The sequence below is a fragment of the Pseudodesulfovibrio indicus genome (assembly GCF_001563225.1).
GTDB lineage: Bacteria > Desulfobacterota > Desulfovibrionia > Desulfovibrionales > Desulfovibrionaceae > Pseudodesulfovibrio > Pseudodesulfovibrio indicus.
The window spans coordinates 1,292,718-1,315,446 of sequence record NZ_CP014206.1 but is presented as its reverse complement, the minus strand read 5'-3'; the positions used below and the strand labels follow the sequence as shown (position 1 = coordinate 1,315,446).

Here is a 22,729-nt window from a genome sequence, read left to right as displayed (position 1 = left end):
TGTCCGGGTCACAGGGTACCCAGAATGGTCACGAGCATGTCCGGCTCCGGCACGACAAGCGCCGAACCGGTCAGACCGGCGACCCTCTCCCTCAGGTCGTTGTTTCGGGTCACAAAAATTGCTCTGGCGTCGGGCGAGCGGGTGAGCGCCGCCTCCAGCATGGGCACGTCCGAGCCGGTGTCACCGCAGACCAGGCACGCGCCCCCGGCCAGATTCAGCCCCAGCTCGTCGTCCAGAAACTTCACCCCGTCGCCCTTGTCGAAGTCCTTGAGCCCTTCGCCCTCGGCCTCCACGGTCAGGATGATCTCCACGTCCAGCCCGGTGTCCTCCATGCGGAAGTTGCGCGCGTCCGGGTCCAGCCCGGCGACCAGGGATTCGAGGACGGCCAGGAACGACTCGGATTCGGCCGGGTCGATGGAGGTGTTGATGTCCTGGCGGGCCACGGTGGACTGGCCGAACTTGAACTGCAACCCGGAACCGATGAGGGTGAATTTCTCGTATTCGGGCCGTTCGGTCAGCCGGGCAAGCTCCTCGTTGAGCCTGTCCATGGCCGCCTGTTTCTCCGGGGGAATGGCCAGCCGCCGAAGACGCCCGGCGCGGTCCAGGCACTCGCGCCCCTTGGACGCGGCATAGTGGAACGCGCCCTCGGGGTTCACGGAGATGGCCACCAGCCCGTCCAGGGGCGCGGAGGTCAGGATGACCGGGCTCTCGACCTTGCGGGCGAACCGGGACAGGAAGACCGCGTTGTACACGGACTGGATGGAGGTCAGGTAGCGGGCGCAGTAATTGTTCACCGTGCCGTCGCGGTCCGTGACCAGGCAGCGGAGATCCGCGCCGCCGAGCAATTCCCTGCCCCCGGCCACGAACTCGTCGAAGCCGGGGTGGTAGTCCGAGAGCATCTCCAGGAAGGTTTCCTCCCCTTCCTCCAGGTAGAAGAGGTCCTTGCGGGTCTCGTCAATCTCATAGCCCATGTCCAGGCCGATGGTCCGTCCCCGGTCCAGGGCGAGCCGTTTCCTCCCCCCCTCCTCCGGGACGCCCTCCAGCGACGCCAGGACATTGGCCAGCGAGGTCGGGATGTCCGGGTCGATCGATTCGCCGGCGAGCACCGCCGCCACGGCCCTGGCCCGCACCTCGCGCGAGGCGGCCATGAGCGCGTAGAAATCCTTGAGCGTATTCAGTTCGACGTAATCGATCCCGGCCATCAGACCTCCCTGTTTAGTACTCCATGTGAACGGTGTAATTGACGACCTTCCCGCCCTTTCCGGAGGTGGGCGCAATGCCCTTGAGGTCGAATTCGATGCTTCCGGCGTCCTTTTCCTTGTACTCGGCGTCCGCGCTCAGGACCTTCCACTGGCCTGACAGCCCTTCGACGAGCCGGATGTCGCACGGCTCGGCCCCGCCGTTGCGGACCGTGATCTGCCAGCCGATCTCCACGGCGTTCTTGCCGATGCGCTTGAAGCTCGTCTGGGTGCGCTCCACGTTGACGTCGAAGGAACGGCCGATGTCCAGCCGGACTTCCTCGCCTTCGGCGGTGTGGCCCAGCCGGACCTCGCCCGCCAGCAGCCGGGTGTTGTCCGAGGTGGGCATGAAGACCCGGACCAGCCCTGCGGGCATGGGCTTGCCGAGCTTGTTTTCCTTGGTGTTGGTGAAGACCACGGCCGACTCCACGGGCTGCGTGATCTTGCCGGACATCTGGCCCCTGTGGGTGGACCAGCGGCTGGTCAGTTCGGTCCGGACCGGAATCCCGGCGGCGGAGAACAGGCCGATCTGCTTGGTCCCCTCGGCGGGCAGGGAGACGTACCGGCCCGGCGTGTAGACGTGGTACTCGGAGAAGGATTCCTCGTTGGCCATTGCGGGCGCGGGAGCGGCGTCCATGACCATGGCCTCGGCCATCACCGGGCCGCGCGCCATGAGCTTGTGCTGGGGCGCGCGCTGCACGTCACCCGCCACGAGCCGGAGGTCCGCGCCGGTGAAGGGCTGGCCCGAATCGTTGCTGATGGTGGCCCAGGCGTCCAGGTCGGCGGTCCCGCCGTTGTGCGCCACGGTCAGGGTGTAGTCCGCGCGCCAGTTGAGGCCGCCCATGAGGTAGGTCAGGGCGAGATTCTTGCGTCCGGCCGAAGAGGTCCGCGTGGTCAGGGTCAGGGTCGGCCCCTGGTCCAGCCCCTTGGGCATCTCCGGCAGAAGCAGGGCCTCGTAGTCGCCCACGTAGACCTCGCTGCCCATGGAGAAGATGGGCCGGTCCGTATTGGACAGCAGTTTGGCCTTGCGCAGGATGCGCGCATTGGCGTCCGCGGGGTCGGGCAGGATCACGGTCAGCTCCTTGCCGACATAGGCATTCAGCAGGTTGGCGGCGGTGACCGGCCGGTAGCTGTACTGGATGTCGTCCACGGTCATGTCCGGGGCCGTGGCGCGGATGGAGGAAGCGTCGATGGTCTCGGGTATCTCGGTGAAGACCACGGCGGCGGCCCCCTCGGGGAGCGTCACCACGCGGGTTTCGGAAACCAGGGCCTGGCCGGAATTGTAGATGGCCAGGACTCCGGACGCGGCGGCAGCCGAACCGGCGAGAGGTGCGAGCAGAAGGAGCAGTGCCGCGCAGAGCAGGGCGAGGTCAGAGTGAAGCCGTTTCATCGGTCCTCCGGGTTTGGTTGAACGTTTCTCATTGCAAATTACCAGCGCTTATACTTGAAGATACACGCCCCCGAACGTTTTTGCAAAAATATAACAGAAACTATCCGTCCGCCTATGAATCGCCCGTTACGGCAGGCCGGGCATGGGGAACCGGGCTTTCCCCTCGCCTTCTCCACCCGAATCTGGTATGCCGAAAACGCCATGAAAATCCTTATCGTCGATGATTCCAGGCCGGTAGCGCGGGAGCTGGCCGAAATCCTGAACGGGGCGGGATACGCCGACGTCAGTGATGTGCCGACCCTGGATCTCGCGGTGACCACCATGCGCGAGGCCTCGGACCGGGACGCGCCGGTGGACCTGGTGCTCATCGACCTGGACAACAACGACACCGACGGCATCGCCGCCATCCTGACCCTCAAGTCGCACCGCGAGTTCGAGGACATCCCGATCATCGCCATCACCGCCGAGGACAGCTCCGCCGTGCTCGACCGCGCCTTTGCCGCCGGGGCATCGGACTATATCGTCAAGCCCGTGGGGCGCACCGAACTCCGCGCACGGGTGCGTTCCGCACTGCAACTGCGCCGCGAGATGATCAAGCGCATGCTGCGCGAGCGCGAGCTGGAGCGGCTCGCCCGCAAGCTGGAGCGAATGTCCAACCAGGATGGATTGACCGGGCTGGCCAACCGCCGCTGTTTCGACGACACCCTGATCCGCGAATGGGTGCGCAACGGACGCGAGGACCGGCCCGTGGGACTGCTGATGATCGACATCGACCACTTCAAGGCCTACAACGACGCCTTGGGCCATGTGGACGGCGACGGCTGCCTGCGCGCCGTGGCCGAGGCCATCCGCGCGGCCACCAACCGCCCCGGCGACCTGGTGGCCCGCTACGGCGGCGAGGAATTCGCCATCATCCTTCCCGCCACGGACTACGACGGCGCCCGCGTGGTGGCCGAAAACATCCACGCCGCCCTAGCCAAGTCCTGCCTCGCCCACCCCAAGTCCCGTGTGGCCTGCAACGTCACCGTGTCCATCGGCGTCGCCTCGGGCATCCCCTCCATCGAGACCACCCCGGAACACCTCATCCAGGCCGCCGACCGCGCCCTCTACCTGGCCAAGCAATCCGGCCGCAACCGCACCGAGTCCATCTGCCTCCCCAACCCCGACTCCCTGCGGCAGTAGACGGAATCGGGGGAAGGGGAGGGACCCTTTTGCAAAAGGGTCCCTCCCCTTCCCCCGAACCCCCATCCCCTCCCCCCAAAACTTTTTGCCGCCGCTTCGCGGGGTCATGCAACGGACGTTTTACTTTTGAGTGCGCCTCTGACCCCCGAGCCTCTGTTGGAGCGCCTTCGAGTGCCCCCGGCTCGAACAGCGGGTCTCCCTCCCGCGCTCGCACAAGGCTTTGATTCGCCCCGTCCCGGGGCTCACCCCTTCGGGGCGTTGCGGAAAGACCGCAACGCCCAAATCCGCTGTCCTGCGGACTTGTCGAGAGTGGGTCAGCCGTGCATTTTTAAGTGAATTGTAGGCGAGTCTTCGAGCCGTACAAGATCTTATGCCTTAGGTACTTTCGGGGGGGGGCTTTCACCGCAGCGATAGCCGTCTACGTGAGGATGAAAGCCCACCAGGAAAAATGTGCGCATGGCCCGCTATCGGAAGCCGCCCTTCGAACCAGGTACGGACAAAAAGGAAGCGAGAGCGTTCCGGGGGAGGACGCTCTCGCAACAGGGATGTGGCAGCCGCCCGCAAGGATCGGACGGCCGCAAGGAACTATGGGGAGGATTATCTGAGGAAATGTATGGACAGGTAGCTGCCACAGCAGGGACAGACCTTCACCGGGGTGACCTGGAGCTCATCGTCGCTGATGACCGCCTCCCACGGAAGGAAACCATCAAGGGTGTACTGGACCATCAGCCTGTGACCGCACTTGCAAAAACGTTCCTGCATGACTCTCTCCTTGATCTATGGCAGCGCCTTTGGCGTGTCGTTGTTATTGACTCAACGTGACTCTTTAATAAACAACCCCTGTTCTTTTTGTCAACTAATATTTTACAAAATGTTTCCATTTTTTCTACACTGTCAACTTACAAAGCAAAAGCCAATAATCCCGACCAGATAAAAAAAGGCCCCGGCAGCGCGTCGCGCTGCCGGGGCCTTGGGAGTCGATGATTCCGGGGCTAGCGGTATTCCCGCGAGGCCCACAGTATCTGGCCGATGACGCGCACGTTGTCGAGCTCGTCGCCGGAAAGGTGGATGGGAGTGTAGTCCACGTTGTCGCTGCGCAGCACCAGGGTGCCGGGCAACCGCTCCACGCGCTTGACCATGACCGTGTCCTCCACGCCCACGGCGTAGATGCCGCCGGACAGGACATCGGTGCGGGACTGGTCGATGAGGACCATGTCGCCCTCTTTGATCTCCGGCTCCATGGAGTTGCCGATGACCTCCATCAGCACCATGTTGGCCGGGTTGCCGCGCCGGGAAAGCCAGTCGGAGCGGAAGGAATAGTACCCCTCCACCTGGCCCTCGGTCTCGAAAGACCCGCCGCCCGCGCAGAGCCGGGCGCGCACCTTGGGGATCTCCTCATAGTACGCCCCCTCCTCGGCTGCGGCGGCCAGGGCCGCCTCGGGCCGGGGGAACCCCTTGCCCTGCTCCAGCCAGAGCGGGTTCAACCCGAACCGGGCCGACAGGTCCAGAATCCAGCGGGCCGGGACCGCGCCCTTGCGCTTGGCCAGAGAGACCGCCGCGCGGCCCACGTCCAACTCCCGTGCCAGTTGCGACTGGTTCTTGATCTCCGTTTCCGAACAGAGCCGTTTGAAAAAAGCTTCGAAGCCGTTGCTCATCGTTGCGCCTTGGTTAATGAATGTTGCTGAGCAAATGTTTACTATCGATTAACCGCACTGTCAACCTCAGAGACATTTTTTGCTTGCCTCCGGGCCTCCAGCCGTTGGCGAGTCTTCGAGCCCTACGGATGAGGACAGCAGCGATCTGCCAGGGGGGAAACCTCTTGAGAGAGGTTTCCCCCCTGGCCCCCCCCTTCCAGAACTTTTTGTGTGCCTTCGGCAAGGGCGTGCGGGCGCGGCTATCGGCGGTTCTAAATGAAAAAACAAGGTTAAGAAGCACACCCTTCCTCGACCTTCAAAACTCGCGAAGCGACCCGAAAAGTTTTGGAAGAGAGGGGGATGGGGGTCTGGGGGAAGGGGGAGAGAAACCTTTCTCAAAAGGTTTCTCTCCCCCTTCCCCCAGCCGCCGGAGGCTCCCTAAATCAAATCTTTATAATCCATGGCGGCGGCGACCACGGATTTCAGGCTGAAGTTGAGTTCGAGGCGTTCGATGCTGGCCTCTTCGAGCACGACCTCCACGGCTTGGCCGAGGGAGAAGGCGCGGCCGGTGCGTTCGCCCACGAGCATCTCGCGTTGCGGCCAGTAGGTGTAGTAATCGTCGTCCATGGTGGACAGCCGGATGAGCCCTTCGGCCATGACCTCCTTGAGCTCCACGTAGAAGCCGAAGTCGGTGATGTGCGAGATGACGCCGTTGAAGGTCTCGCCGACCTTGCCGTGCATGAACAGCACGGTGACGCGCTTGAGTATTTCGCGCTCGGCATCCATGGCCACGCGCTCGCGCGAGGAGATGTGGTTGGCCACGTTGAGCAGCTTCTTGCGGCCCGGGATGGGCGCGGGCGTGCCTTCGCCCTGTTGCAGCGCGGACTTGACCAGCCGGTGCACCACAAGGTCGGCGTAGCGCCGGATGGGCGAGGTGAAGTGGGCGTACTCCTCGGAGGCCAGGCCGAAGTGGCCCTCGTTGTCCGGCGAGTACTTGGCCTGCTTCATGGAGCGCAGGAGCATGCGGTTGACGATGTATTCCTTGTCCGTGCCCTGCATGGACGCCACGAGCATCTGGAGCTTCTTGGGCGTGATCTCCTTGGGCATGACCACGGACTTGTCCGTGCGCGAGAGCAGCCGGAAGAGGTTCTTGAGCTTTTCCTCGTCCGCCGGAGGGTGGATGCGGAACAGGCAGGGCAGGTCGCGCTCTATGAGGAAATGGGCCACAGCCTCGTTGGCCGCGATCATGAACTCCTCGATGAGCTGGTGGGCGAAATTGCGCTGCTTGGGCCGGATATCCGAGGTCTCGCCGTGCACGTCGAAGAATATCTCCGGCTCGGGCAGGTCGAAATCCAGGGACCCGCGCTTGGAGCGCAACGCGTTGATCTTGCGCGCCAGCTCCTCGGCCAGCTCCAGCATGGGTAGCAGGTCCGGGGCGATCTTCCTGCGCGCCTCGTCCTGTTTCTCGATGACGGCGTCGTTGACCAGGGAGTAGGTCAGCCGGGCGTGGCTGCGGATGACCGCCGGGAAGATTTCGGTCTCCACGGTGCGGCCGGTCTCGTCGGTATCCATCTTCACGACCATGGTCAGGCGGGGCACGTCGGGGTTCAGGGAGCACAGCCCGTTGGACAGGCGCTCCGGGAACATGGGCTCAACGGACCGGGGGAAATAGTAGGAGTTGCCGCGTTCCAGGGCCTCGCGGTCGAGCGGCGAGCCTTCGGCCACATAGTGGGCCACGTCGGCGATGGCCACCCAGAGGCGGTAGCCGCGCTTGAGCCGCTCCACGAGGACGGCGTCGTCGAAGTCGCGGGCCGTGGCCCCGTCGATGGTCACGAACGGCTTGGCGGTCAGGTCGCGCCGCGAGTGGAGGTCCTTGTCCGACGGTTCGGGCGGCAGGGATTCGGCCTGGCCCATGGAGCCGGACGGGAACCGGGTGCGGATGTTGTGGTTGGACTTGACCAGGGCTTCCTGGACGGAGACGTCGGTCTCCACCCCGAGCCGCTGGGTGATCTGGCCCTCCCACATGGTCGGGTCGATGCGTTCGCCCGGCGCACAGAGCACGATGTCGCCCGGTTCGAGCTTGACGGACGCGTCCTTGAGCGCGGCGATGATCCCGAAATTCAGCCTGGGGTCGGACGGGCGGCAGAGCCAGTCCCCGCCGGACATGCGCTTGATCACCTTGGCGGGCAGCACCTTTCGGCCGCGTTCCAGAATGCGGATGATGCGGCCCTCGGCGCTGCGCCCCGCCTTGGGTTCGCCGACCACGGAGACCACCACACGGTCGCCGTGCCAGGCGTCGTTGAGGTCCCGCTGGTTGACGAAGATGTCCTTGCGCCGCGAGTCCTCCGGGACCACGAAGCCGAACCCCTGACGCTGGATCTCCAGCCGCCCGGTGATGCAGTGCATGGCCTCGGCCAGGCCGTAGCCGCGCCGGATGCGCACCAGCTTGCCCTTCTGGGCCAGCTCCTTGAGCATGTCCTTGACCGCGGCCTTGTCCTTTTTCTTGAGCTTGAGCTGGCGGATGACCTCGGCCCTGGACATGGGCCGCTTCACTTCCTTGAACAGCTTGAGCAGGGTCGCCGGGGACAGGGGCGGGGTGCTCGGCCTGGGCTGGCTGCGCTTCTTCTTAACCATTGTTCTCACTTCCCTTTTCGGAATGTTGTATTGCGTCGTCGAGACTGTCCGCGCGGCGCAGCTTGAAGGATTCGTACCGCCGGTCCCACCACTTGGCAAAGGTCGAATCCTTGCCCAGGGTGGACGGCCCGAACTCCAGGCCGAGGTCGAACTGCCAGAATTCGTCGGTGCACATGGAGCCGAGCTTGACCGCGTCCTTGGGCGTGCACAGGATCGCATTGCAGCCGAGCCCGGCCGCGCGCGCCCCGAGGGCCAGAACGTCCCGCTTGGTGTAGGCGTAGTGGTCGGCGAAGACAACGTGCTCCACGGGCGGATAGCCGAAATAGGCCGTGGCCGTGGCCTTGACCTGGGCAGGGTCGCCCACGCCCGTGGCCAGCAGGTACGGGCCGCCTTCGAAATCCCGTGCGGTCTCGCCGTTGACCACCCGGCGCACCCCGGAGGGCGCGATGCGGAAGCTGAAGACCGGCTTGCGCAGGCCCGAGAGCCGCGCCTCGATGTACGGAGTCAGCGCCTTGAACCCCTTGGGACCGATCTTGATCAGGAAGGCGTCGGCGCGCTTGAGGGCGGTTTGCGGCTCGCGCCATTCCCCGGCCGGAAAAACCTGGTTCCAGCCGTCGGTCAGGTCGGCGGGCTTGAGCAGCACGAGGTTGACGTGACGCTCCACGGCCATGTGCTGGAACCCGTCGTCCAGGATGATCAGTTCGGGCCGAAACCGCTTGGCCGCCAGCCGCCCCGCCCTGGCCCGCACCGGGTCCACCAGGACCACGGCCTCCTCGTGGGCGCGGGCGAGCATCAGCGGTTCGTCGCCCGCCTCTTCGGCCAGTGCGCCCGGCTTGACCTCGTAGGGGAGATTCTTCGGTTTGGCGCGGTAACCGCGCGTCAGCAGGGCTACGGGGATGGACCGGGACCCGGCCCAGCCGAGCAGCCAGTCGGCCACCGGGGTCTTGCCGCTGCCGCCCCAGCCTATGTTGCCCACGGACACGGTCAGCGCGGGCGGCTCCCAGCGGCGCAGCAGGCCCCTGCGGTACAGCCCGGCGCGCACCCGCATGGCCCCCGCATAGACCCAGGAAATGGGGGTCAGCACGGGGCGCAGAACGCGTTGCAGCTCGCTTATGGTCTTGGACATGGTACTCCGTCGGGATAGTTCATCTTCCCCCTTCATACGTGGCTAGAACCCCGGTTGCAAGCGGCGCGGGACGACTTTGCGGCCAAACAAAAGGGCCGCGCCCGGAAGGCGCGGCCCTTGGGGGGCTATTCGAAATTGGTGGTTGTCGAGAAGTGGTCAGATGCTAGGCGCAAGACAAATCCAGGGCCGACGCGTATGAGCAATACGCGAGGGTCTGGATTTTTCGAAGGACACCTGGGGCGTAAGATCTTGTACGGCTCGAAGACTCGCCTACAATTCACTTAACGACGCAGATGGCCGCTTATCGGCAGCCTACCTGCGGTCGCCCATCAGCCTGAGCAGCATCAGGAACAGGTTGTAGAAGTCCAGGTACAGGGTCAGGGCGCCCAGGATGGTGCCGCGCCGGATGGCGGCGGTGTCGCCCAGGGGCACGTTCTCGCCCATGGTCTTCAGCTTCTGGGTGTCGTAGGCGGTCAGGCCCACGAAGATGATCACGCCCAGGACGGAGATGGCGAAGGACATGCCCGGGCTCTGCAGGAACATGTTCACGACCATGGCGATGATGATGCCGATGAGGCCCATGAAGAGCAGGCTGCCCCAGCCGGTCAGATCCTTCTTGGTCAGCAGGCCGTACAGGGACATGGCCCCGAACATGCCGGCGGTGGTGATGAAGGTCGTGACCACCGAGGAGGTGGTGTAGGCCCACAGGATCGGGGCCAGGGAGAATCCGTTCAGGGCGCTGAAGGCCAGGAACAGGCCGGTTGCCGTGGACGGATTCATGGTCGAAATCTTGAAGCTCATGAAGAAGACCATGCCGAAGGCCGCGAACAGGGCGATCATCGGCAGCATGGTCGGCGCGAGCATGCCGGTTTCGGGGTTGTAGACAAAGGCGAGGCTGTTCAGGGCCGGCACGGTCAGGGTGGCGAAGGCCACCAGGGCGGTGAGGCCCAGGCCGGCGGACATCCAACCGTAGACGCCGCGCATGAAGACGTTGACCATCTCGGCTCTGGCTGCGCCCGCCTGGGGCATGCTGGGATACTGGGACATGGATATTCCTCCGGATTGTTGGCTTTCTTACGGTCGGGAATCCGCCCGACGCTGGTACTATCTAAGCAGCTTTTCGCGATCTGGCAAGAGGATGCATCAAATTGCACAAGTGGCCGGAAACTAGCGCCCCGTGCGAATTCCGTAGATGCGCTCGGCCTCCTCGACCGAAATCGAGGTCATGCCCACAGGGGCCAGGGTGATGGCCGCCAGCTTGAGGTGCTGCCAGCCCCAGGGGATGCCGAGGATGGTGATGAAACAGCCGAGCGCGGCCATGATGTGGCCCAGGCAGAGCCACCAGCCCGCGATCACGAACCAGATGATGTTGCCGATCAGGCCCAGGTCCGAGGTGCCCAGGTCCTTTTCGCCGGTGACCAGGTCGCGCCGGATCAGGGTCCGCCCGAAGGGCACCAGCGAGAACTTGGCGATGACGAATGCGGACCGCGCCCACGGCAGGCCGATGATGGAAATGGCCATCAGGCAGCCCGCGAAAAACCAGCCGAGCGCCATGAACAGGCCGCCGATGATCCACCAGATCAGGTTTCCGAGAAACGAAAGCATAGGTACTCCTTGCGGTTGCGTTCGCCTCCGGTGTTCGCCCATCCCGGCGGTTTCGTCAATGGCGAAGCGCGCTTTCCCGTTTGCGTCCGGCCACCAGCAGCACGCCCCCGGCCAGGGCGGTGAACGGGGCCACGGTGACCAGCCCGAAGCTGCCCACCAGGGTCTTGAGGACCTCGGCGGCCACGTAGATGAAGTTGAAGGTCGTGTCGAGCGGGATGCCCTGGGCCATGAAGGCCATGAGCAGGGTCACGTACCCGCCGGAATAGGCCAGGAGCAGCGTGGTGGTCATGGTCCCGACCACGGCGCGCCCCACACGGACGCCGGACCAGACCGCCTCCACCCGCGAGATGGAGGGCTTCTTGTCCACCACCTCGCTCATGGCCGCGGCCACGTCCATGGCCAGGTCCATGACCGCGCCGCTGGAGGCCAGGAACACCCCGGCCATGTAGATGCGCGTCAGGTCCAGGTGGTTGTATCCGGCGTAGAGCAGGGTCTCGGCAAACGGCATGACCGCGCCGTGCACGTGGAACCGGCCGGTGAAGTACACGGCCAGGCCGCAGCTGGCGACCACGCCGAGAAACGCGCCGAGAAAGGCGGTCAGCCCGGTGCGGGTCAGCCCGGCCACCAGGAAGATGATCACCGCCGAGAGCAGGGCCACCACGGCCAGGGCCAGCCGGACCGGGTCCGCGCCGAGCAGCATCTGCGGCACCAGCACCTTCCACAGGACCATGCCCGTGAAGGCGAAGGAGAGCAGCGCCTTGAGCCCGGTCATGCCGCCGAAGAGCAGGAGCAGCGCGGCGAACAGGCCGAGCAGCAGCAGCTCCAGGCCGAGCCGGTAATGGTCCTGCGGGTTGACGTAGGTCACCTCGCCCCGCTCGTCCAGGGTCAGGACCACATAGGCCGTGTCGCCGGGCCGGAACAGCTTGTCCCGGTCGAGCTGGCCGAGCAGCTGATTGTGGGCGTCGAATTCGCGTCCCGCAAAGGGGCCGTCCAGGATGCGCACGGTCAACCCCTGCTCGCCCGAGCGGATCAGGCCGAGGTGCAGGATGTTGTCGTCGTCCACGGAGAGGACCTCGGCGGTGCAGCGGATCGCGTCCTTGTCGCCCTTGTCCTCGAACCCGGTGGGCAGGAAATAGAGGGCGGCGGCCAGCACGGTGAACACGGCCACCAGCAGCCAGTCGCGGGATTTCTTGTCGGAATTGTACATGGGAGTCCTGGCGGGTGAGGGGAACATGCGCGGGCGGACCGGAAACCCGGCCCGCCCGCGCCTTTCATCATCGGGTCGTCTAGTTGGCGGCCACGCGGACCTTGGCCGCGTCCACGTACTGCGGCTTGGCCGGAATGCCCATGCTGGACATGATCTTGGTGGCCACGTCCACGTTGTCGTAGGAGCCGTTGAACGCTTCCGCGCCCACGCCCATGGCCGAAGTCGAGACCGGCACGCCGGTGTGCGAGTAGGAGGTCCAGGCCAGCCCGGCCTTCTGGTTCAGCAGGTGGGTCAGGGTCACGGACAGGGGGTCGTAGCTGCCGTAGAGCAGGTACTCGCTGCCCTCGGGCTTGCCGGAGGCCATGGAGCGGGCAAAGGCCTCCTTGAGCTCGGCCACCTGGAAGTCGGCCAGGACCAGGGTGTCCTTCTTGGGATCGCCCTCGAACTTCAGGCCGAAGTTGGCGGTGATGACCGGCTTCATGGCCTCGAAGTCGCCGCCCTCCTTCTTGAAGGCGGCCAGGATCTCGTCGGTGAACTTCTGGAAGGAGACCTTCTGGGCGGACAGAACCTTGAAGTCGGTGTCGTACTTGGTTCCGGCAAAACCGAGCGTCAGGCCGCCGCACTCGTGATCGCCGGTGACCACGATCAGGGTCTCGTCGGGGTGCTTTTCATAGAAGGCGATGGCCTCGAGCACGGACTCGTCAAAGGACACGGTGTTCAGGATGGAGGCGGTGGCGTCGTTGGCGTGGCACGCCCAGTCGATCTTGCCGCCCTCGACCATCAGGAAGAACCCCTTGTCGTTGTCGAGCATCTCGATGGCCTTCTTGGTGAATTCGGGCAGGGTGATGTCGTCCTTGGTCATGTCCATGACATAGGGCAGGGCCTCGCCGTCCTGGAGCCAGGCGTTCCAAGCCACGACCTTGCCGTCGGCCGGGGTCAGGGCCATGAAGTCCTTCTTGTTGTTGACCAGCTTGTACCCCTTGGCCTGGGCCTGCTTGTAGGCGTCGCCCAGCGGGGCCTTGGATTTCTTGCCGGTGGGATCGACCAGGCCGCCGCCCGCGAAGAAGTCGAAGCCGGAATCGGCCATGGCGAACCCGATCTCGTGGTACATCTTGCGGGTCTTCACGTGGGCGTAAAACGCGGCCGGGGTGGCGTGGTCGATGGACACCGAAGACACGATGCCGACCTTCATGCCGCGCTCCTTGGCCATCTCGGACAGGTTCTTGACCGGCTTGAACTGCGGGTCCACGCCGATGTAGTTGATGTTGGTCTTGACGCCGGTGGCCAGCGCCGTGGCCGAGGCCGCCGAACCGGTGATGAACCGGTCGTTGGCGAAGGTGGAGGTCACGCCCTGGGCGGGCATGGCGTCGATGGCCAGCTTCTTGCCGGTGTAGGCGGCGGTGGCGGCGCGCTGGGGCAGCCCCATGCCGTCGCCGATGAAGAAGAACACGTACTTGGCGTCCTTGGCCTGCGCCGGTCCGGCCATGAACAGCATGACCAGGGCCAGGGCCATGAAGCCCCTGAAAAGCAGTTTGTCCGTTTTCAACATGGGAAACCTCCTCGGGTCCTGTTGGTGTGGGTTCAAGCACCAGTATGTACGCCGGGAAGGTTACGGAAAGATGGGCCAAGACGAAAAACGGGTCACGGCCCGGTGACAAGTACGTCACAGCCATCCCGCCGATTATCAAGGACAAACCGGGACCAGCTCCTGCCCCACCCTCCCCCGCGCCTCGGATTCGTCCGCCCCCGCCGGGAATTTTCCCTTGCCATTTGCGGACACCTGTTTCAAAAACAAGCATTGTCCGTGCCACAAATTTTGACAACGTATCCCGACCGCAGGTCCGGGACAAGCGACAACCGGAGCCGAAGCACCATGAAGCAGGACGCCGACAATCCCATGACCAAGGAATTCTGGAACGCCAAGGCGCGGACCTTCCCCCGCTTCGAGGAGGGCGAGGACAACTACGAAGCCGGGGTGCTGCGGAAGATACGCGGCCACGGAGTGGATTTCCGGGGCGCGTCCGTGCTGGACGTGGGCTGCGGCAGCGGCATGTACACCCTCCGCCTGGCCCGCGAGGCCGCAAGGGTCACGGCCCTGGACATTTCGGAAGACATGCTGGCCGTCCTGCGCGAGGACGCCGAATCCCTGGGGCTCGGGAACATCGAGTGCGTGCGGTCGGACTGGATGGACTGGACCGGGGACGGTATCTACGACGTGGTCTTCTGCTCCATGACGCCCGCCATCGAGAGCGAGGAATCCCGGCTCAAGCTGCTGGCCCACGCGGGCCGCTGGACCGTGTTCATGGGATTCGCCGGGGTCATGGAGTCCGACGTCATGAACGGGCTGTACGCCCATTACGGCGTGACGCCCCGCATCTACGTCAACGGCCCCGAGATGCGCGAGTGGCTGGAGGGTTGCTCCATCCCCTATGCCCATTACCCGGTGAACGGCACCTGGGTGGTACCCAAGTCCCTGGACAGGCTCGCGGACTCCGCCGCGACCTTCCTGTCGCAATACGGCGTCACCCCGGACCCGGCCCACCTGCGCGACTACCTGGCCGCCTTCGAGGAGGAGCCGGGCAGATTCGTGGAGCGGACCCGATACGAGATCGATCTGCTCATCTGGGAGAAGGAAGCGAAATCCTGATCCGGGATATCCGGGCAGCGCCCGGGCCTATTGCATGAAGTCGTGGCCCCAGCGCGCCAGGTTGATGGCGATGAGCAGCGCGCCTTCCCAGCGTCGGACCTTCCAGCCCGTGCGCAGCAGGATGAGCACCAGGCCGACCATGGCCACCAGGATGATCAGGCCGGACTTGGCCTCCGGGGAGACGGGCAGCGGCTTGAGCAGGCAGGTCAGGCCGAGCACGCCCGCGAAATTGAAGAAATCCGAACCGATGAGATTGCCGAGCAGCATCTCGTTCTTGCCCTTGACCGACGCGGCCAGGCAGGTGACCAGTTCCGGCAGGCTGGTGCCCGCAGCCACGATGGTCACGCCGATGACCCAGGAGGACACGCCCAGCGCGGCGGCGATGGAGGTGGCGGCCGAGACCATCAGGTGGCCGCCCGCGGCGATGGCCAGGAACCCCGCCACCAGCAGCATGGCGTCCATCCATGAGGCGACCTTGCCCCGGGTCTCCTCCAGCTCCTCCCCGCCCACGGGTTCGCGCTTGATCCCCAGGACCACCAGGTAGCCCACGAGCAGGGCCATGAGCGCCCCGCCGAACCAGCGTCCCAGCTCGCCGGTGAAGGACACGGCCAGGATGCCCGCCGTGGTCAGGAACAGGAGCAGCCCGTCGCGATAGACGATGGTCCGGTTGGAGACCAGCGGCTTGATCATGGCCATCAGGCCGAGGATGAAGCCGAGGTTGAAGATGTTGGACCCGACCACGTTGGACAGGGAGATGTCGTTCTGGCCCCGGAAGGCTGCGTTGATGGTCACCAGGAACTCAGGCGCGGACGTGCCGAAGGCCACGATGGTCAACCCGATGACCAGTTCCGAAACGTTGAATTTCCGGGCGATGAGGGCCGCGGAGGTGACGATCCAGTTGGCGCCGAACCAGAGCAGCAGCGCCGAGACGCAGAAGGTGACGATGTCTATGAGCATTCGATTATTCTATGTGATGGCGGAGGATGACGCAACCTAAGCCTGCGTCCGGCCCTTCTTCCACTCGCGGACCAGGGCGGGAGCGGGCTCGGCCCAGGCCAGGCCGGTCTCGCGGGCCGGGATGACGGCCAGGGTTTCGGTCGCGCCCTTGCGCTGCACGTGGACCCGGACCGGCTCGCCCGTGGCCTCAAACTTTTTACGCGCCTTGCCGGAGTATGAGGCGATCAGGGCTGCGGCGTCGCGCACGGCCTCGGGCTCCCAGTCGCCCTTGAGCGGCCGTCCCACGGCCAGCGGGCCGGGGAAGTCGGCCAGCTTGAACACGTAGTCGTCCGGTTCGGCCAGCCCGGCCAGCTCGTCGTTGTCCTCGGCGGTGCGTCCGAAGGCCAGCCAGCGGTGGTCGGCCCAGACCTGCCGCCCGGCGCGGGCCAGCGAGAAATCGCCGGGGGACGGACGGTCCCGGTGGGTCAGAAGCTGCACGAACCGGGCCGCGCCGTGGGCCTCGGTCAGGCAGCAGCCGCCCGCCGGAGTGGGGATCTCGGTGAACCCGTACAGCTCGGCCTGGGCGTACTGCGGCTTGCGCCCGCGCCCGTACCAGTCGTGGAGCCGCTCGCGGTCCACCAGACCGGACTCCTCCATGGGCGTGGGGGGCAGGTTCCGGGCGCACAGCGGGCGCAGGAGCAGGTCGCGGACTCCGGCCTTCTTGGTGATCAGGTTCAGGGCGTCCTCGCGCTGGCTCATGGGCCGCTGGCCGATGACCTCGCCGGAGATCAGAAATTTCGCGCCGTATTCCGGGAGCAGCCGGGCCGCGTGCGTGAGCATGATGATCTTGCAGTCCACGCAGGGGTTGAGCCACTTGCCGAATCCCTGCGACGGCCCGTCCAGGACCATGTCCACGTACGGCTGCCGTATGTCCACGGCCACACCCTCCACCCCGTAATGGGATTTCCAGAACGGGATCAGGTGGGGCTTGCCGAAGAACGGCGTGACAAAGTGCAGGCCGAGGACGGTCAGTCCCTGGTCCATGATGGTCCGCACGGCCAGGAGGGAATCCAGGCCGCCGGAGAGCAGCGCCAATGCGTCGTACTGTTTGCGTTCCGCCATGGAGGGGACCCTTATGTGAGATCGGGTCCGAGGGCAAGCCCTACCGGACGGTGCCGGCGGCGGCGTGCGCCGCCAGGCTCTCGTTGAGGCGGGTCAGGAAGGCCTCGGCGTCAAGCTTGTGCTTGTCGAAATATTCCTTGGAAACCGGATAACTCAGCGAGATGGACTGGCCCACGGGGCGGGGGCAGGGAACGATGTCGTCGAAGAGCGGGCGGTTTTGGGCCTTGAGGTATTCGCCTATGCTCCGGTCGCACAGGATCAGGTCCATGCGGCCCGCCTCAAGCATGAGGAACAGCGTCTTCTCGGGATTCTTGCCGCCCTCCTCCGTCAGGTCCAGCCGATACTCCCTACGCAGCCGCTGCAATTCGGGGCCGTAGACATAGCCGAGGGCGATCCCGATGCGCTGCCCGACCAGGTCCGCGGGGGTCTCCCAGCATCGGACCGGGGCCGAGTCCCGCTTCCAGAACACCGATTCCATCCGGGCCACGGGCTTGGAAAAAAGCATGAACGCCGAACGTTCCGCCGTCTTGACCACGGGCAGCATCATGGCCAGCTCACCGTGGAGCATGCCCTCCAGGCAGCGCTTCATGGGCAGGACGCGGTATTCCGGGACATAGCCCATATCCTGCAACGCGCCCGCCAGTTGGTCGACGCTCTCGCCGCGCAGCCGCCCGGAATCGTCCAGCGAGGTCAGGGGAGGCAGGATGTAGGCCCCGACCTTGAGAACACGCCCGTCCGCACGGGCGATCGAAACCGTCAGACACAGTGCGGTCAAGGCTGCAGTGCATATTTTGAATGCTCTCATGGACGTCTTGCTCCAGAAGGAAACATAGCATGTTTTTTCAGGACGGGTAAATGCGCCATGCCTCCTAACCGCCCCGAGTCCCCTATATATATGGTTGTTGCCCGCGCGGGAGGTATCTGGTATCGAGACGTGTTGCTCGTTTGTTGCCGCCTGACTAATCCCGGAGGAAGACCACATGGCCCGTAAAGCCGTTGATCCCGATGCCCTGCGCAAGGAAGCGCTGGGGACCGCACTGACCACCATTGAACGCAAGTTCGGCAAAGGCTCGATCATGCGCCTGGACGACGAGGCGTCCCATTCCATCCCCGCCATTCCCACCGGCTCCATCGGCCTGGACATCGCCCTGGGCATCGGCGGCGTGCCGCGCGGCCGGGTGATAGAAATCTACGGCCCGGAATCCTCGGGCAAGACCACCCTGGCCCTGCACATCATCGCCCAGGCCCAGAAGATGGGCGGCTCCGCCGCGTTCGTGGACGCCGAGCACGCGCTCGATCCCGGCTACGCCAAGCGGCTGGGCGTCAAGACCGACGACCTGCTCATTTCCCAGCCCGACTACGGCGAACAGGCGCTGGAGATCGCCGACCTGCTGGTCCGCTCCGGCGCGCTGGACGTGGTGGTCATCGACTCGGTGGCCGCGCTCATCCCGCAGGCCGAGCTGGAAGGCCAGATGGGCGAGACCCAGGTGGGCAGCCAGGCGCGGCTCATGTCCCACGCCCTGCGCAAGCTGACCGGCACCATCCACAAGTCCAACTGCGTGGTCATCTTCATCAACCAGATCCGCATGAAGATCGGCATGACCGGCTACGGCAACCCGGAGACCACCTCCGGCGGCAACGCGCTGAAGTTCTACGCCTCCTGCCGGTTGGACATCCGACGCATCCAGACCCTCAAGGACAAGGAAGAGGCCTACGGCATCCGCGCCCGCATCAAGGTGGTCAAGAACAAGGTCGCGCCGCCCTTCCGCCAGGCCGAGGTGGACGTGCTCTACGGCGAGGGCATTTCCCGCATGGGCGAGCTCATCGACATGGGCGTGGAGAACGGGATCATCGAGAAGTCCGGCGCGTGGTACGCCTTCGGCTCCGAGAAGCTGGGCCAGGGCAAGGAGAACGTCCGCGCCCTGCTGACCGACAACCCCGACCTCGCCCACGCCATCGAGGAAAAGCTCATGACGCACCTGGGCTTCCGGGACGTCCCCGAAGACGAACCCGCAGGAGACGCCGGCGAATAACAAGTTTTCAAGCCCGAATGAAGCGCCCCGGGCCTTAGGCCGGGGGCGCTTTTCTTCGGAGATTTTCTTTTTTTGGAGAACGACACGAGATGAAAGCCAACGAAATCCGTCAACGGTTCCTTGAGTACTTCGAGCGCAACGGCCATTCCATTGTGGAATCCTCGCCGCTCACCCCCAAGGACGACCCGACCCTGCTCTTCACCAACGCGGGCATGGTCCAGTTCAAGAAGCTCTTCCTGGGCCAGGAGAAGCGCGACTACAACCGCGCCACCACCGCCCAGAAATGCCTCCGCGTGGGCGGAAAGCACAACGACCTGGAAAACGTGGGCCGCACCGCCCGCCACCACACCTTTTTCGAGATGCTCGGCAACTTCTCCTTCGGCGACTACTTCAAGGAAGACGCCATCCGGTTCTGCTGGGAGTTCCTGACCGAGGAGCTGAAGCTCGACAAGAGCCGCCTGTACATCACCATCTACAAGGATGACGACGAGGCGGGCGAGCTGTGGCAGAAGGTCGCCGGAGTCCCGGCCGAGCGCATCTACCGGCTGGGCGAGAAGGACAACTTCTGGTCCATGGGCGACACCGGCCCCTGCGGCCCCTGCTCCGAGGTCCACTACGACCAGGGCGAGGAAGTGGGTTGCGGCCCGAACTGCGGCATCGGCAAGTGCGACTGCGACCGGTTCCTGGAAATCTGGAACCTGGTGTTCATGCAGTTCGACCAGGCCGAGGACGGCACCCGTTCCGACCTGCCCAGGCCGTCCATCGACACCGGCATGGGCCTCGAGCGCATCGCCGCCGTGGTCCAGGGCGTGGCCTCCAACTACGAGACCGACCTGTTCCAGTCCATCATCCGGTACACCGCCGACCTGGCGGGCGTGAAATACCGCACGTCCGAGGAGATCGACACCGCGCTCCAGGTCATCGCCGACCACTCCCGGGCCATCGCCTTCCTCATCCCGGACCAGGTGCTGCCGTCCAACGAAGGCCGGGGCTACATCCTGCGTCGGCTGATCCGCCGCGCCTACCGGTTCGGCAAGCTCATGGGGCTGACCGGCACCTTCCTGTGGAAGACCGCCTCCAAGGTCATCGACGACATGGGCGGCCACTACAAGGAGCTGGAGGAGACCCGCGACTTCATGGTCGAGGTGGTCAGGAACGAGGAGGAGTCCTTTGCCAAGACCCTGGACAAGGGCCTTGAAATGCTCGAAACCGAGCTTGAGGAGCTGAAGAAGGCCAAGGCCGCGATCGTGCCCGGCGAGACCACCTTCAAGCTCTACGACACCTACGGCTTCCCCATCGATATCGTCCGCGACGTGGCCGAACAGCACGGCATGGGCGTGGACGAGGTCGAGTTCGACAAATTCATGCAGGAGCAGAAGCAGCGCTCCAAGGCCGCCTGGAAGGGTTCCGGCGAGAAGGACGTGGCGTCCATCTTCCAGACCCTGCTGGAGCAGGACGTGACCTGCGAATTCTCCGGCTACGAGACCATGGCCGACCAGTCCGAAGTCACCTACGTGCTGACCCCGGAAGGCGAGGTCGTGGACGCGCTCAAGGCGGGCGAGTCCGGCTGGCTGGTGGCCGAGGTCACCCCGTTCTACGGCGAGTCCGGCGGCCAGGCGGGCGACACCGGGGCCATCGCGGCCTCCGGCGGCAAGGCGGACGTACTCGACACGGTCAAGCCGTCCCAGAAGCTGACCGCCCACAAGATCAACGTCACCGAGGGCGCGCTCAAGGCGGGCGACCCGATTTTCCTGAACGTTGACCGCACCCAGCGGCTGGCCACCATGCGCAACCACACCACCACCACCACCTGCTCCACGCCGCCCTCCAGAAGGTGCTCGGCGACCACGCCAAGCAGGCGGGCTCCCTGGTGGCCCCGGACCGGCTGCGCTTCGACTTCACCCACATCAAGGGCCTCTCTCCCGAGGAGATCGCCCAGGTGGAGGCCCTGGTCAACCAGGCGATCTTCGACGCCATCCCCGTGACCCGCGAGGTCATGTCCATCGAGCAGGCCCAGGCCAAGGGCGCCACCGCCCTGTTCGGCGAGAAGTACGGCGACACCGTCTCGGTCATCGAAGTGCCGGGCGTGTCCATGGAATTCTGCGGCGGCACCCACCTGGACAACACCGGCATCGCCGGGTCCTTCGTCATCACCAGCGAGTCCGGCGTGGCCGCGGGCATCCGCCGCATCGAGGCGGCCACCGGCCACAACGCCGTGGCCTGGCTGAACGAGCGCCGCGAGGCCGCCACCGACGCCGGTGCCATGCTCAAGGCGCAGCCCACCGACCTGCCCAAGAAGGTCAGGGACCTCCAGCAGCAGGTCAAGGACATGCAGAAGGAGATGAAGTCCCTGCAGGCCAAGCTCGCCTCGGGCGCGGGTCGCGACCTGATGAGCGAGGTGCAGGAGATCGGCGGGGTCAAGGTCCTGGCCGTTGAGCTGGACGCCCCGAACATGGGCGTCATGCTGGAGCAGATGGACGCCCTGCGCTCCAAGCTGCCCTCCGGCATCATCTGCCTGGTGGCCCCGCACGAGGACGGCAAGGTCTCCGTGGCCCTGTCCGTGACCAAGGACCTGCACGCCAGGTTCAAGGCGGGCGACCTGATCAAGCCCGTGGCCGGCGAAGTCGGCGGCGGGGGCGGCGGACGCCCGGACCTGGCCCGCGCCGGCGGCTCCAACCCGGCGGGCGTGCAGAACGCCCTGGCCAAGCTCAGGGAGCTGGTCGCGGCCTAACGGTCCGAATCAACACGACAACAAGGCCCTCCCCGCCCCGGCGCGGAGGGCCTTTGCCTTATCCGGGAGCAGCGGCGGCGCGCATGTATATATGGTAGTGAACGACCGGAATTCCGTTTGGGCCAACAAAACACTTGTGGGGTGCGCCCAATTCAGGTAAGAACCTCTTCCCGGTCTGTGCCACCGGACCCGAAGGACTACCCGTTACAACCCTGTCCTTCCTGTCCCGGCGGCCTGGTCGCGTGACCTCGATATATACAATTGAAATGGGTTGACAGTCGGGCGAGATGCCCGTAAATGTCCCCTTCTTGAGAATTTGCAAGGAGCATTTTTATGAAGACATATAGCCCGAAGCCGGAAGACGCGAACCGCGAATGGTTCATCGTTGACGCCACGGACAAGATCCTGGGCCGCCTGGCCACCGAGATCACCACCCGTCTGCGCGGCAAGCACAAGCCCGAGTTCGCCCCCCACATGGACATGGGCGACTTCATCGTCGTCATCAATGCCGAGAAGGTCAAGGTGACCGGCCAGAAGATGGACGCGAAGATGTACTACAAGCACACCAACCATCCCGGCGGGCTCAAGGAAAAGACCCTGCGCGAGATGTTGGACATCAAGCCTGAGAACGTCATCACCGCCGCTGTGAAGGGTATGCTGCCCAAGAACAAGCTGGCCGCCCAGCAGCTGAAGAAGCTGAAGGTCTACGCCGGCTCCGAGCACCCGCACGCAGCCCAGGCACCCAAAACTCTGGATTTCTAATCGGGGATTATCATGAGCAATTTCACCTACGCCACTGGCAAACGCAAGAACGCGATCTCCCGCACCCGCCTCTACGCCGGTACCGGGCAGATCACCGTCAACGGCCGTCCCTTTGAGGACTATTTCCCCCGCAAGACCCTGCAGATGGTCGTGCAGCAGCCGCTCAAGCTGGTCAAGATGCTCGACCGTTTCGACATCAAGGCCAACTGCTCCGGCGGCGGCGTCTCCGGCCAGGCCGAGGCCCTGCGCCACGGCATCGCCCGCGCCCTCTGCGAGCTCGATCCCGAGCTGCGCGGCCTGCTGAAGCCCGCCGGTCTGCTGACCCGCGACGCCCGCAAGAAGGAGCGCAAGAAGTACGGCCTCCGCGGCGCCCGCGCCTCCTTCCAGTTCTCCAAGCGTTAAGCCGAACTGGATACCAGACGATCTCGCAAGGCCGGTTCCCGAACGGGAGCCGGCCTTTTCGCGTTGGGCGAAAGCCCTCC

General features: G+C 64.9%; 18 protein-coding genes and 1 pseudogene. 6 read left to right on the top strand and 13 right to left on the bottom strand.

Annotation, left to right across the window (positions count from 1 at the left end; genetic code table 11):
• Positions 1–8 precede the first annotated feature (8 nt).
• Positions 9–1,202 carry a trehalose 6-phosphate synthase gene (locus AWY79_RS06120; protein WP_066801644.1) on the bottom strand — a complete coding sequence of 398 codons (1,194 nt, stop codon included), beginning with the start codon at positions 1,200–1,202 and terminating at the stop codon, positions 9–11.
• A gap of 13 nt (positions 1,203–1,215) precedes the next feature.
• A complete protein-coding gene (locus AWY79_RS06115; protein ID WP_066801643.1) occupies positions 1,216–2,628 on the bottom strand; it encodes a DUF4139 domain-containing protein in 1,413 nt (470 codons plus the stop codon).
• A 201-nt stretch (positions 2,629–2,829) separates the two neighbouring features.
• Here AWY79_RS06115 and AWY79_RS06110 point away from each other — a divergent pair, with 201 nt between their 5' ends.
• Positions 2,830–3,810, top strand: coding sequence for a GGDEF domain-containing response regulator (locus tag AWY79_RS06110; RefSeq protein ID WP_066801642.1), 981 nt, complete (start codon positions 2,830–2,832; stop codon positions 3,808–3,810).
• A 597-nt stretch (positions 3,811–4,407) separates the two neighbouring features.
• Here AWY79_RS06110 and AWY79_RS19090 read toward each other — a convergent pair.
• The 8 genes from AWY79_RS19090 to AWY79_RS06075 form a co-directional block, all read right to left on the bottom strand.
• A complete protein-coding gene (locus tag AWY79_RS19090) occupies positions 4,408–4,572 on the bottom strand; it encodes a hypothetical protein (RefSeq protein ID WP_166671359.1) in 165 nt (54 codons plus the stop codon).
• Positions 4,573–4,802: 230 nt separating this feature from the next.
• Positions 4,803–5,465 carry a LexA family transcriptional regulator gene (locus tag AWY79_RS06105; protein ID WP_066801641.1) on the bottom strand — a complete coding sequence of 221 codons (663 nt, stop codon included), beginning with the start codon at positions 5,463–5,465 and terminating at the stop codon, positions 4,803–4,805.
• Positions 5,466–5,882: 417 nt separating this feature from the next.
• The gene (rnr, locus tag AWY79_RS06100) at positions 5,883–8,078 is read right to left on the bottom strand and encodes a ribonuclease R (RefSeq protein WP_066801640.1); all 2,196 of its coding nucleotides are present in this window, start codon (positions 8,076–8,078) and stop codon (positions 5,883–5,885) included.
• A complete protein-coding gene (gene lpxK / locus AWY79_RS06095) occupies positions 8,071–9,204 on the bottom strand; it encodes a tetraacyldisaccharide 4'-kinase (protein ID WP_066801639.1) in 1,134 nt (377 codons plus the stop codon). The genes rnr and lpxK overlap by 8 nt, the downstream gene beginning before the upstream one ends.
• A gap of 312 nt (positions 9,205–9,516) precedes the next feature.
• Positions 9,517–10,251, bottom strand: coding sequence for a Bax inhibitor-1/YccA family protein (locus tag AWY79_RS06090; RefSeq protein WP_066801638.1), 735 nt, complete (start codon positions 10,249–10,251; stop codon positions 9,517–9,519).
• A gap of 120 nt (positions 10,252–10,371) precedes the next feature.
• Positions 10,372–10,809, bottom strand: a complete 438-nt coding sequence (locus AWY79_RS06085; protein ID WP_066801636.1) for a YccF domain-containing protein — start codon at positions 10,807–10,809, stop codon at positions 10,372–10,374.
• 55 nt (positions 10,810–10,864) lie between these two features.
• Positions 10,865–12,016, bottom strand: a complete 1,152-nt coding sequence (locus AWY79_RS06080) for a YibE/F family protein (protein WP_066801628.1) — start codon at positions 12,014–12,016, stop codon at positions 10,865–10,867.
• A gap of 79 nt (positions 12,017–12,095) precedes the next feature.
• A complete protein-coding gene (locus AWY79_RS06075; RefSeq protein WP_066801626.1) occupies positions 12,096–13,565 on the bottom strand; it encodes an alkaline phosphatase in 1,470 nt (489 codons plus the stop codon).
• Between the two features lie 324 nt (positions 13,566–13,889).
• Between AWY79_RS06075 and AWY79_RS06070 the strand changes: the two genes are divergently transcribed.
• The gene (locus AWY79_RS06070) at positions 13,890–14,663 is read left to right on the top strand and encodes a class I SAM-dependent methyltransferase (protein ID WP_066801624.1); all 774 of its coding nucleotides are present in this window, start codon (positions 13,890–13,892) and stop codon (positions 14,661–14,663) included.
• Between the two features lie 27 nt (positions 14,664–14,690).
• On the opposite strand, the gene AWY79_RS06065 is transcribed toward AWY79_RS06070, so the two are convergent.
• Genes AWY79_RS06065 through AWY79_RS06055 form a run of 3 tightly spaced genes read right to left on the bottom strand, consistent with a single transcriptional unit; the run spans position 14,691 to position 17,496 of the window.
• Positions 14,691–15,620 (bottom strand): calcium/sodium antiporter, encoded by a 930-nt coding sequence (locus AWY79_RS06065; protein ID WP_066801622.1) that lies wholly within the window; start codon positions 15,618–15,620, stop codon positions 14,691–14,693.
• A 36-nt stretch (positions 15,621–15,656) separates the two neighbouring features.
• Positions 15,657–16,721: a DUF814 domain-containing protein gene (locus AWY79_RS06060; protein WP_066801620.1), complete on the bottom strand. Its 1,065-nt coding sequence runs from the start codon at positions 16,719–16,721 to the stop codon at positions 15,657–15,659.
• A 40-nt stretch (positions 16,722–16,761) separates the two neighbouring features.
• Positions 16,762–17,496, bottom strand: a complete 735-nt coding sequence (locus AWY79_RS06055; protein ID WP_066801617.1) for a substrate-binding periplasmic protein — start codon at positions 17,494–17,496, stop codon at positions 16,762–16,764.
• A gap of 205 nt (positions 17,497–17,701) precedes the next feature.
• Here AWY79_RS06055 and recA point away from each other — a divergent pair, with 205 nt between their 5' ends.
• The 4 genes and pseudogenes from recA (at position 17,702) to rpsI (ending at position 22,649) form a co-directional block, all read left to right on the top strand.
• Complete coding sequence (recA, locus tag AWY79_RS06050; RefSeq protein WP_066801615.1) at positions 17,702–18,754, top strand: recombinase RecA; 1,053 nt, start codon at positions 17,702–17,704, stop codon at positions 18,752–18,754.
• Between the two features lie 89 nt (positions 18,755–18,843).
• Positions 18,844–21,485, top strand: a pseudogene (gene alaS / locus AWY79_RS06045) (alanine--tRNA ligase).
• A 333-nt stretch (positions 21,486–21,818) separates the two neighbouring features.
• Complete coding sequence (gene rplM, locus AWY79_RS06040) at positions 21,819–22,247, top strand: 50S ribosomal protein L13 (RefSeq protein WP_066801612.1); 429 nt, start codon at positions 21,819–21,821, stop codon at positions 22,245–22,247.
• Positions 22,248–22,259: 12 nt separating this feature from the next.
• Positions 22,260–22,649, top strand: a complete 390-nt coding sequence (rpsI, locus tag AWY79_RS06035) for a 30S ribosomal protein S9 (RefSeq protein WP_066801609.1) — start codon at positions 22,260–22,262, stop codon at positions 22,647–22,649.
• Positions 22,650–22,729: the final 80 nt, after the last annotated feature.